Annotated in this window: 8 protein-coding genes and 1 pseudogene; 6 read left to right on the top strand and 3 right to left on the bottom strand. The window is 66.7% G+C overall.

Annotation, left to right across the window (positions count from 1 at the left end):
* Positions 1 to 21: 21 nt before the first annotated feature.
* Together I3V78_RS21355 and I3V78_RS21350 are read left to right on the top strand one after the other, a co-directional pair.
* Positions 22 to 1530, top strand: coding sequence for an FAD-dependent oxidoreductase (locus I3V78_RS21355; protein WP_239576511.1), 1509 nt, complete (start codon positions 22 to 24; stop codon positions 1528 to 1530).
* A gap of 60 nt (positions 1531 to 1590) precedes the next feature.
* Entirely contained in the window at positions 1591 to 2091 is a 501-nt protein-coding gene (locus tag I3V78_RS21350; protein WP_204490301.1) for a cytochrome P460 family protein, read from the top strand.
* A 41-nt stretch (positions 2092 to 2132) separates the two neighbouring features.
* On the opposite strand, the gene I3V78_RS21345 is transcribed toward I3V78_RS21350, so the two are convergent.
* On the bottom strand, positions 2133 to 2642 hold the full coding sequence (locus I3V78_RS21345) for an SHOCT domain-containing protein (RefSeq protein WP_338023695.1): 510 nt from the start codon (positions 2640 to 2642) through the stop codon (positions 2133 to 2135).
* A 165-nt stretch (positions 2643 to 2807) separates the two neighbouring features.
* Between I3V78_RS21345 and I3V78_RS39355 the strand changes: the two genes are divergently transcribed.
* The 3 genes from I3V78_RS39355 (at position 2808) to I3V78_RS21320 (ending at position 6909) form a co-directional block, all read left to right on the top strand.
* Positions 2808 to 3944 carry a CDP-alcohol phosphatidyltransferase family protein gene (locus I3V78_RS39355; protein ID WP_239576510.1) on the top strand — a complete coding sequence of 379 codons (1137 nt, stop codon included), beginning with the start codon at positions 2808 to 2810 and terminating at the stop codon, positions 3942 to 3944.
* 172 nt (positions 3945 to 4116) lie between these two features.
* Positions 4117 to 5187: a hypothetical protein gene (locus I3V78_RS21325; protein ID WP_204490299.1), complete on the top strand. Its 1071-nt coding sequence runs from the start codon at positions 4117 to 4119 to the stop codon at positions 5185 to 5187.
* Between the two features lie 228 nt (positions 5188 to 5415).
* On the top strand, positions 5416 to 6909 hold the full coding sequence (locus tag I3V78_RS21320; RefSeq protein ID WP_239576509.1) for a hypothetical protein: 1494 nt from the start codon (positions 5416 to 5418) through the stop codon (positions 6907 to 6909).
* An 828-nt stretch (positions 6910 to 7737) separates the two neighbouring features.
* Here the strand turns inward: I3V78_RS21320 and I3V78_RS40190 are convergent.
* Positions 7738 to 10110 (bottom strand): Kelch repeat-containing protein, encoded by a 2373-nt coding sequence (locus I3V78_RS40190; RefSeq protein WP_204490297.1) that lies wholly within the window; start codon positions 10108 to 10110, stop codon positions 7738 to 7740.
* 90 nt (positions 10111 to 10200) lie between these two features.
* Here I3V78_RS40190 and I3V78_RS21310 point away from each other — a divergent pair.
* Positions 10201 to 10761 (top strand): annotated as a pseudogene (locus I3V78_RS21310) (IS3 family transposase); the annotation flags it as partial.
* Positions 10762 to 10858: 97 nt separating this feature from the next.
* On the opposite strand, the gene I3V78_RS21305 reads toward I3V78_RS21310, so the two are convergent.
* Positions 10859 to 11329, bottom strand: a complete 471-nt coding sequence (locus I3V78_RS21305) for a hypothetical protein (RefSeq protein WP_204490296.1) — start codon at positions 11327 to 11329, stop codon at positions 10859 to 10861.
* Positions 11330 to 11375 lie beyond the last annotated feature (46 nt).

The raw sequence follows: 11375 nt of genomic DNA, 5'->3' as shown, positions 1-11375 counted from the left end.
ACCGAGGACAATGGCATGGACATGAAGAAGACCCCCGTCGTGATCGTGGGAGCGGGGCCCTGTGGCCTCGCGGCGGCCTGTGGCCTCAGACGCCGCGGCATCGAGGTGACCGTCCTGGATTCCTCCGCGGAGCCAGGCAGTGGCTCGCGGGCGATCCTGTTGTGGCCCCCCGTGCTCGAGATGCTCGCGGAGCTGGGGGTGCTGCCCGAGGCCGAACAGCAGGGCTACCGCCCGCGCGCGCTGTGCTACCACACCCATCGCGACCGGACGATCCGCCTGCCGCTCGACGAGATCAACGGCGCGCTGGTCCTCCGTCAGGAGCGCACCAGCCGACTGCTCGAGGCGGCACTGGTGAAGTTGGGCGGCCGCGTCGAGCGCTCGGTCCGGATCTCCGAGGTCATCTCCGGACCGGACTCGGTGCGGGTGAAGGCGGAGGGCCCCAATGGGGAGCCGCTCCAATACGAGGCCGACTGGCTGATCGGCTCCGACGGCGCGCACAGCACCGTGCGCAAGCAGTTGGGGATTGAGTTCGTGGGCACGGAGTTCTCGCGCGCCTTCGCGCTCGCCGAGGGACAGGTCGACGGCGACTTCGCGCGCGAGGATGCCCACTACTACGTCACGCCGGCCGGGGTGCTCGTGGTGATCGCCCTGCCGGGCGGAGAGGTGCGCGTCAGTGGCGCCCTCGACGAGGGCGAAACGATGAGCCTCGAGGCCGTGCAGCGCCTGCTCGACCGGCGGGGCCCGGGAGGGTTGCGCATCTCGCAACCGAGCCAGCTCAAGACGTTTGGCGTCCCCCATCGCGTCGCCGCGACGATGCGCGTCGGGCGGTGCTTCCTGGCCGGTGACTCCGCCCACGTCCATTCTCCCGCGGGAGGCCAGGGCCTCTCCCTGGGCATGCAGGACGTGCGCAACCTGGTGTGGAAGCTCGCCGGGGTGATTCACGGCCAGCTCGCCCCCACGATCCTCGACAGCTACAGCCCCGAGCGGACGGCGGCGGCGCGGCAGGTGGTGCAGGCCATCCACGGACTGACGAAGCAGACCCTGTACCCGCCGATGGCGCTGCGCCTGCGCAACGCCCTGCTCCACCTGCTGCACCGCGCGGGACGCCTGCGGGACATCCTGCTGCCGTCACTGTCCGGCCGGCACGTGCACTACCCGGATGTGCTCCTCGGGGAGTCTTCCGGGACCGGGAAGCGGCCTCGGCGCGCCGGGCCCCTGCCCGCCCCGGGAATGCAGATCCCCGCCTGGGTCCCGAAAGCCGAGGGCGAGGGCCTGAATGGCTTTCGCTTGATCTCCGTGGGGCCCCAGGACAGCACGTTGGCCCGGCGTGCCCCCACGCTCGTGAGCGGCTCACCCGCGCTCGCCACGCACCACCACCTCGTCCAGGCCGAGGAGGGCTTCCTGCTCTTGCGCCCGGATGACTATGTGGCCGCCAGCGGGCAGACCCTCGCCCAGTTGGAACAGGTCTGTCAGCGGCTGGCGCATGTCGTGCAACCGCACGTGGCCACGGCCAGAACGGGCACCGGGTAACCCCGGGCGCCTCCCGCACGTAGTCCTTCAGAACCCCCCCCACCGTGAAGGATGTCCGTGATGCGCTCGCTCCTGTCGCTGTCCTCGTCGTGGCTGCTCGTCCTCGGCCTCGCCTGTGGTCCCAACTCGAACGGACAGGGGGACGAGGGGCTAGGCCCGATCGAGTCGCTCGACACCTCCGAGGCGGGCATCACCGCCTTCGTGCGCGAGGGCCGCTACCGCGACTGGGTGGCCGAGCCCAAGGTCCACGCGACCCGTGCCCCGCACCAGGCCCGGGTGCGGGTCTTCTTCAATGACACGGCCGTCACCTCCCTGCGCGCGGGCAACGCGGTGCACCCGGTGGGCACCATCCTCGTCAAGGAGCTGTTCGCCGAGGACGGAGTGACGAAGAAGGGCCACGCCGTGGAGGTGAAGGTCGCCGAGGGCCCCGGCAAGGACACGTGGCTCTTCTATGAGGGGTTCACCCCGGACTACACGCGCAACTACTACGGGCGCGGTCACGATACGTGCCACGGCTGCCACGCCGCGGGCACGGACTATGTCACCACGCCACTGCCCTGATTCTCCGCCTGGAGGGGAACCGCGCGAGTGCCGGCATCCCTTCAGAGACGCGCGAGAATCTCCGCCTTCTTGCGCGCGTATTCGTCCGGCGTGATGAGCCCGTTGTCCGCCATCGACTGAAGGTCCTTCAGCGCCTTGACCGGGTCCGAGGGGCGCTCCTGGCCCTCCATGAGGTTGCGGAAGTTCAGGGGCTTCTGCGGCGTGACGGGCTCCAGGACGACGACCCGTTGAGGATCTTCCGGATCGAGCATCACCTTGAGGCGCAGGCCGGGCTCCACGAGGACGGCCTTCCAGTCCAGCGCCCGGCTCTTGAGCCGCACCTGGTACGCGGGGCGGCCCGGAGGCTTCACCTCCAGCAGGAAGTCGTAGACGTAGCGCTTGTTGATCTGCATCACCGTGCGCTCCATCTTCAGGAGGGTGGCCACCGCGGGTGTCCCCTGCTGGCGGACATGCCGCGTCCTCAAGTGCGAACGGACGAAGGATGCCGCGATGCCGAGGCCCAGGAGCAGGAACAATCCCGTCTGGATCATGGCGATGTGAACGATATCCACGAAGCACCTCGAGGAAAGTCCGGGAGCGTACCACCGGCCAAGAGAGGGCGCGTGAAGTGAAGCGCTTCACGCCCCCGGGGTGAGCCCGCGCACTGTGTCCACGCGCCGGTCCCGTCATGGTTCGCTCTGGCTCGGGTCACCCTACCCACCCGCGCCGGACGGACGATGAAGATCATGGCGATGCCCGAGCAGCGCGCAGCACGGTTGGAGTTGAAGCCCCACGTATTGGTCCTCGATCAGCAGCAGAGCTACAAGCGCCTGGAGGAGGACGCCCTCGTGCGGACGCTCCGGGAGGGCTGCCGCGGCTTCGCCCTCCGACACCTGCCCTACCGGCTGTCTCCCGTCATCCTCGGCCTGCCCGGACTGCTCCTCCACCTGGTCCTGCTCGTCGCCGTGCATACCCTGGAGCACGCGCGCTGGATGTACGGGCTCTGGGTGGTCTGCCGGGTGCTCCATTTCTGTCTGGATGCCATGGACGGCACCCAGGCCCGGCGCAATGGAACCCAGTCCACCGCGCGCCACTTCTGGGACCATTGGGTCGACGTCGCCAACTCCGCCATGGCGGTGATGATCGTGGCGCAGCTCGGGCCGCGGCAGGGGCTCTCCCTGATGCCCTACCTGCTGCTCACCACCACCGGGCAGCTGTTCTTCTACCTGGGCCTGTGCCGCTACTTCGCCACGGGCGTCATGCGCGACCCCTACATCAATCACCTCTGGAACTATGTCTTCTGTCTGTTCCTGGGGCTGTCCGTCTGTGTCCAGGGCCTGGACGTCCTCACGTGGCCCCTCTTCCAACAGGTGTACGCGGTGCTGAGCCTCACCGCCTTCGGGGCGGGCTTCTGGTCCCTGCTGCGGGATGTGCTGCTCATGGCCCGCTCGCGGCTGTCCTCGGTCGCCTTCTATGTGCGGATTCTCGCGGCCCCGCTGCTCATCCTCGGCCTGTACGTGACGTGCTTGCGGAGCTGGGACGACGTGTTCTCCGCGCGGGCCCTGGTCGCCATCGCCATGAGCAGCCTCACGGTGGGCATCCACTCGCGCCAGCTCGTCAACAAGGCGCCCGCCTGGGTCACGCCCGAGAGCGCCCTGTTCCTGCTGGTGCTGCCCCTGTCGAGCCTGCCCCTGGCGCTCCAGCCCGCGCTGCGCCACGGGCTGCTGGGCGTGATGGTGTTGGTGATGATCCTCCAGCTTGTCCGCGCGCTCCGGGAGATGGTCGCGCAGTACCCGGAGATTGGCTTTCCCCTGGTCTGGTTGTCCGAGTCCCATCGGCCCGTGCTCCTCCCGGTCAGCAACAAGCTCGTGTGATGCGCTTCACGCTCCGGGAGTGAGCCCGCTCACTGCGCCCGCGCGTCTGTCTCGTCATTGTGCGCTCCGGCTCGGGTCACCCGACCCGCGCCGACGTGATTCGCAACGCGCTTGGGGGAGAGACGACATGTGGCGGAACGTGAATCGAAACACCTGGGGAGTGTTCATCGCATTGACCAGTGCATCGCTGGGCTGTCAGCAGGTCCAGGAAGCGCAAGAGGCGCGGTCGGCGTCGCAGGCGCTCACCCCTCCGGAGAAGGTCTTGATCCTGGGGACGAGTGTCTCGGGGGGCACGAGCAGCCGTGAGGCCCTGGCCGCGGCGGGACTGGGCTACACGGTGGACGTGGTCACGCCCACGCAGTGGGCCGCGCTGACGGAGGACCAGTTCGAGGCGTACCGGGGCATCATCATCGGCGACGCGGACTGCCAGGCCGATGTGAGCGCGATCCAGGCGGCGATCGACAACCGCGGCGTCTGGGGACGCGCCGTCGATGGCAAGGTGGTCATCTCCGGCGCGGACTCCACCGCCAATGGCACCTCGTTCCTCGTCGAGAACGCGATCGCCAGCATCGTGCGGGATCCCATCCGCACGGGCCTGTATGTCTCGCTGGGGTGCGCCTACCAGGGCGCCGCCGCGAACACGCCCGTGCCCCTGCTGGAGCCGTTCGGCACCTTCACGGTGGCGGGCACGGGGTGCTTCACCGGAAACGCGCACCTCTTCAAGATGGAGGGCCGCTACAACCAGGCGCCGGAGCCGCTGTCCGACAACCTGCGTGGCAACAACAGCGCCCTGAATGGAGCCGGGGGATGCGCCACCCGCGTGGTGTTCAGCGCGTACCCGGACAAGACGTTCGCGCCAGTGGCCATCGCCGTGGGCACCTCCAGCACCCTGCCCAACACCCGGGACTACTGGGACCTGGCGGACGACCTGAGCGACTACGACGAGTACACGGGGACGCCCTTCATCGTGACCCAGGGCGCCATGGCGTACAGCTCGGGCTGTGGGCAGGGCCTCGATCCGGCCGCCACGTGTGACTTCTTCACCGAGGGCGCCAATGGCGACCGGGCGACGCCCAGTTCCCCGGCGGGTTCCACCTGCTCGTTCGCGTGCCAGTCCAGCTGGTGCGGGGATGGCCAGCTCGACACGGCGGCCGGAGAGGAATGCGACACCGGCGTCTACAATGGCCGGGACCAGAGTCCCAGCGTGGCCAGCACCTGCAGCGCCTTCTGCAAGAGCCTCTGATCGTCGGCGCATGCGCGTGCCGCGCCCTCGGCCAACCGGGGGCGCGGCGTGCCCGTGTGGCGCGTGGTGGAAGGGATTGCACATCCGGACTGGGCGACCATGCGGACGAGCCGCCCTGGTTTTTCCGCCACTTGGTGCGGGCCCCGGCGCGCCCTAACCTGCCCACCAGGCATGACATGGGGGGTTGGGAATATGGCGGGATGGGTGTCCAGACTGAGCGGAATGTTGATGTCCTGCGGAATGCTGGCGGCGTGCGGCGCGCCCCTGGATGAGGCGGGCGCGGAGGTGTCCTCCGGAGAACCCATCTCCGCGAGCAAGGAGGCCTCCGAGGCGCTGACGGCCTTCTGCCCTCCGGACGCGGCGAGCACCCAGCGGATGAAGGCGAATCTCCCGCCCGCCGATGGCGCCCCGCCCCGTTCGACGCCCGCACCGGACGCGTTCGTGAACTTCCAGGGCCGCCTCTACTTCTCCGCGCTCGGCGAAGCCCCCGGGCGCACGTTGTGGCGGAGCGATGGCACGTCCGCGGGGACGGTGGCGGTGAAGACCCTGGCGGGACTGCAGTCGCTGACGCCCGCCCCCTCGCGGCTCTTCTTCCGGGCGGTGGACGACGCCCACGGCGAGGAGCCGTGGGTGAGCGATGGCACGACCGCCGGCACCCGGCTCCTGAAGGACCTGACCCCCGGTGCCGAGGGCTCCACCCTGGTGGATCTGGCCACCCTGGGGGAGCGGCTCGTGTTCTTCCGCCAGGTGAACGGCGCGACGCCGAGCTCCGAGCTGTGGACGTCGGATGGCACGAGCGCGGGCACCGTGCGCGTGCGGACCCTGCCCGAGGTGGTTCCCTCGTCGGGGACGAACTTCGGGGGCCCGGTCCCCGCCGACGTCCTGAAGCTCGGGGGCGCGGTCCTGTTCTTCACCCGGGACGCGAGCGGCCTGGCCCTGTGGAGGACCGATGGAACCCAGGCGGGCACGTTCCGAGTGAAGGACGTCAGCACCTCGGGCACGGGCGTGTCCTCCACGCGTGTGACGGGCGGATGGGCCTTCTTCTACGTGGTGAGCGCCAACGGGGCGGTGGCGGTGTGGAAGAGCGACGGCACGAAGGCGGGCACGCAGAAGCTGTACACGTACGGCTCCACGCGCGCGCCGCTCCTGCTCGGCGTGCTGGGCTCCTCGCTGTACATGACGACCACGTCCGCGTCCTCGCAGCGCATCTCCGTGAGGCGCATTCCCCTGGAGGGTGGCTCCGAGACGTCCGTCGTCACGCTCCCGAACGCGTACGCGGACCAGGGCGCCGCGTACCCGTACGTGACCGGGATCAGCGCGGTGGAGGGCGGCACGAAGTTGTACTTCGCGCTCACCATCGGCGGCGAGCGACAAGCGCCCCGGGACGCCCAGCTGTGGGTGACCGATGGGACGGCCTCGGGGACGACGATGCTGCACCGGCCGCTGAGCCGCTCGGACGAGTACACCTCTCCGATCTACGCCGCGGCGGACGACCTCGTCTTCTTCAGCGCCGATGCGGAGAGCACCACGGGCATCGAGCCCTGGGTGACGGATGGCACCCCCGCGGGCTCGCGGCTGCTCAAGGACCTGGTGCCGGGCGGTGACTCGTCCTACCCCTACGGATTCCTGCGGGTGGGCTCGCGGGTCTTCATGAGCACCGCCGACATCTACGATGGCGGCCAGGTGTGGGCCACGCAGCTGCGCACCACGTGCTCGCCCTGAGCTCGTCTGCCTCATCCGTGTGAATGGGGCAAACGATGGGTTCGATTCCCGCCGCAACCAATAGAGGTTGCCCGCCGCCTTGAGTCGAACTCACTCCTACCGAGGAGGTGCGGATCGCCCTGGGGGACCAAATCGGTTCTTGTCGGACCAAATTTGGACCAAATCCGTGTGCGTATAGGGCGTATAGGCGGGATAGAAGCCATGTGGAGGGTGAGGGTTGGAGCGGAGGGGCTGAGAAGGGCCGCTGCCGGGGCCAGCAAGGCCGCGCGCCGCGCCGGTATACGGGAGGGTGCAACCCCTTGGGGCCCCCCCCGCCCTGGCCGCCCTCGCTTGAGGACAGAGGCAGGCAGTTGGGGCGTGTTGACAGCGGCTGCGCCAAGTTCAGCACCACGCCCGCTGGTGATCCCCGGGCCGGGGCCCGCTTCAGCGCCTGCGTGGCAAGTCCCAGGTGCTCCAATATCGAGCGCAACCCAGCGGGGGGCCGTCACATACGCCAGCACCTTTCGCCTGCCTCCACACCGGGGACAAGCGAACACGTCCAGTGCGAAGGTCCTGCGCAGCAGCCCGGCCCAATCCACCCGCGCTGTCCTCTGTTTCCTCGGCGCCTCCACCGTTGCGGCCAAGCAGAGGCTCTCCTTCTGTGGGCCCGCCTCCATCCCCGCATGAGGGATGCCTGGAGGTCTCACGGCCGCATCCCTCTCGTCACGACGCGGTCCGGCGGGCACTTACGTAGAACTCGACGGTGTTGTCCGCACCCTTGCGTTGGGACAAAAGCCCTGCCTTCAAAGAGGCAGGGCTTTCTTTGACTGCGCACCCGGTGACCAGGCTTCAAGGGGTATACAATTCCGCTGTCGCAAGGCGGCTAGTGGCTCCTGAGCCGCCCATGACGAGTACCTTGCCGTTGAGCAACAGCTCCGCCGTGTGTCCGTTTCGCTGCACGGCACTCATAGTACCAGCCGCGATCCAGGTGCCCGTCGCCGGGTCATAAATTTCAGCTGAGACGGAGTTACCGTAGTTTCCCCCTGCGACGAGCACCTTGCCGTTGGGCAACAGCGTCGCCGTATGTCCAGCGCGAGTCACGGCCATGGAACTGGTGGCGCTCCACTTGCGCGAGGCTGGATCATACACCTCCGCTGTCCGCAGAGCGGTGTTGACGTTGTATCCACCCACGACGAGCACCTTGCCGTTGGGCAACAGTGTCGCCGTGAAATACCGACGAGGATCGGTCATGGCGCCGGTAGCGCTCCACGTGCCAAGAGACGGATCGTATTCCTCCGCCGTCACGAGCATCGAGCTACTACTGAAGTTATACCCACCCGTGACAAGCACCTTGCCGCCAGGCAGCAGCGTCGCCGTATGTTCCCAACGACGCTCCGTCATGACACCTGCAGTGCTCCAAGTTTCCGAGGATGGATCATACACCTCAGCCGTCCCTCCCACATCTCCGCCAGCGATGAGCGCTTTGCCATTGAGCAGCAGCGTTGCAGTATGGTACCGACGACGGGCAGCCGTGGATTGGGTGCTCTTCCAGATGCCCGAGACGGGAACGAATACCTCCACATTTTCGATGGCATTGCCAAATCTGTTCCCTCCGGAGACGAGTACCTTGCCATCAGGTAGCAACACCGCCGCTTGATTGAGACGAGAGAAAGCCATCGAGCCAGCGGCGCTCCACGTGCCAGAGACTGGGTCGTACACCTCTGCCGTCGCCATCTGTTGGGTCGTCGAGTTAGTTCCTCCTGTGACGAGCACCTTGCCATCAGACAACCGTGTCGCCGTGTACCATTGGCGAGGCTCGGCCATGGACCCCGTGGAACTCCAGCCCGAGCAGGATGTCAGTCCCGTCACGGAGAAACTCCTAGTGGCCGTCAAGTTGAAACCATTGGTGACGGTGGCAACAATGGTGGGAGAGGTGCTAGGGCTGACACAAGAAGGAGCGGTCCAGGTCACGCGGCTACTGGAGCTGCTGTTGCTCGGCGTGCCGATCGTGCCTGTATTAGCGGTCCATGAAAAGGTGAGCGCCGAGCCTTCCGGATCATTAGCGTCCACCTCATACGTCAGCACTTGAGCAGCAGTGGCCGTATCCGAGGAGCGATAGGAGCGAACAATAACGGGGTTGAGGTGGTTAATTTGAGAGGTGTTGCTGACACATAGGGCCACGGTGCCCGAGTTGCTCCCTCCGCGTCCGTCCGAAATCTTCACAGTCAAACGGCAGTTGTTGCAGGTGCCGGCCGGAAGTTCCGAAGGGGTAAACTGAGCAGTGGGCGAAGAGGCGTTGTCCCACGACCCGGCACAGCTCGCGCTCCATGCGTAGGAAAGGCTGTCTCCATCTGGGTCAGAGACCGAGGCTGAAACAATAGACCGCTGACCCACCGGCAGTTGCGTGGGGGTAGCACTCATAGCGGATATGCTGGGAGAACTGTTGAAGGACAGGTCGAGCTTCGCCTCACCTTCTCCATCGGCATAGGTGACGTTGACAACCAGGGTGACCTTGGAGGACAAACCACCTGAGTCCGTCACGGTGAAAGTGAGCCTTTGAAGGCCCGTGGTCTTAGGAGCCGTCCACGAACTAGAGAGCGCGGTCGGCATAGAGAACGTTCCAGCCGTGGCGGTCCACGCATAGGAAGACGTATCGCCTGTATTTGGATCATGCGCAGTGGCCACTAGAGAGATGGATCCACCCGCCACCGTGGTGGTGGATGAAGCCACCAATGAGTCGATCACCGGCGCCTCATTCTGGAATGGAGGTGGTGGGCCGAATTGCTGGAGAATGATGGCAACCGCAGTCATCTTGCTGGCGTAAATGGTGATATCAGAAACGGACCCCTCGAAGAGCTTGGTTCCCGAAGAGTCGAACGCTTGCGCGAGGAACGAGCGATTGTAGCCCGCAGGGATGTTGCCGATGGTTCCGCTCCAACTGCCAGCGGTAAGAGCAAGGTCCTGAGTAATGGAGGGAAAGTCGGCGGCGCTTGACGTGATGGAGACCCGCGAGATGGCGGTAGCCAATTCCTGGCGCACGGACACGGCAAACTGAGCCGAACCCGTGTCGGGAGAACCGCAGCTTGCAGACAAGACACAAGCAAGCACGAGCAGCAAGTGGGCAGGTGCTTTTGTCATGATGGATGCTCCGATGTAAGTGCAGCGCGGTTCACTGCTTTTCGACGTTTCCTCTTGCTTGGCTGGCAATGCCCAGGTGTTCACCTTTCTGAAGCACCTCGGCACTGACCGGAGGAGCATAGGAGAAACCAAGAGACGTTTGAAAGTGAAAGTATAGGAGGAATGGGGGCCCTGAGGCATCCCCTCCAGCCCGTGGCGCCCAATGTCCTCGCGCGGGACTTCTCTCCCGTGCAACCCAACACCACCTGGGTGACAGACATCACCTACGTGGGCACGCGCGAGGGGTGGCTGTATCTGGCGGTGGTGCTCGACCTCTTCTCGCGCGGGGTGGTGGGCTGGTCCATGAGCGACAGCATCGACCGGCACCTGGTGCTCAGTGCCCTGGACATGGCGCTCGAGGGCCGTCATCCCCCACGCGGGCTGGTGCACCACTCGGACCGCGGCCGCCAGTACGCCAGTGAGGACTACAGAAGCGCTCTGGAAGCACGTGGGATTGAGTGCAGCATGTCGCGCAAGGGCAATTGCTGGGACAACGCCGTGGTGGAGAGCTTCTTCAGTACGCTGAAGCAAGAGCTCGTCTACACCACGGACTTCAGCACGCGCGCTCAGGCCCGACTGGCCCTCTTCGAGTACATCGAGGCCTTCTACAACCGGCAGCGGCGGCACTCGACCCTGGGCTATGTCAGCCCAGTGCAGTTTGAGCTTGCCGCCTTACCGCAGAAGTTGGCAGCATAGCCCTACTGTCCACGTCAGCGGCTCATGCCCAAGTCGCGGCGTCCAGATGAAGTGCGGCACAGCGCAGAGCCATGGATCCACGGCGTCCGCGAGGCGCTCAGCCGCTCCGGGCGTCCTCGCCGGGCAGCTCGAGCCCGAAGTGGCGCCGCACCCGCTGTGCGCCCTCGAGCAGGCCGTGCTCCGCCAGCCGCTGGCTCGCCCAGAGCGCCCCGGCGGACATGGAGGACACGGCCACGTAGGGCGAGGGCATGGGCACCAGGTGGAAGATGGTGCTCAGCCCCAGGCGGATGATCGGGGAGTCGATGAGGAAGGCGCACCCGATGACGCGCTCCCGCATGGCCTGCTTCTGGACGCTCAACCACTCCTGCTGGCGCTGGCGCTGCGAGGCCGAGGGCAGGTTGAGCTTCCCCATGTCCAGGATGCTGACGTACAGCTCCCCCCGCCGCAGGTAGGCGGCCCCCTGCTCCAGGTACGCCTCGAAGCACGCGTCCGACGCCGTCCCCCGGAAGCGGGAGATGAGCAGGGGCCAGAGGGAATCGTCGAAGGTGATGGCTGCCGCGGGGCTCATGCGTCCGTCCGGAGCGCAGTATGGCCGATTCCAGAAGGCCCGGGGG

The sequence above is a fragment of the Archangium primigenium genome (genome assembly GCF_016904885.1).
GTDB lineage: Bacteria > Myxococcota > Myxococcia > Myxococcales > Myxococcaceae > Cystobacter > Cystobacter primigenius.
The sequence above is the reverse complement of the archived record's forward strand: the minus strand, read 5'-3'. Positions and strand labels throughout refer to the sequence as shown.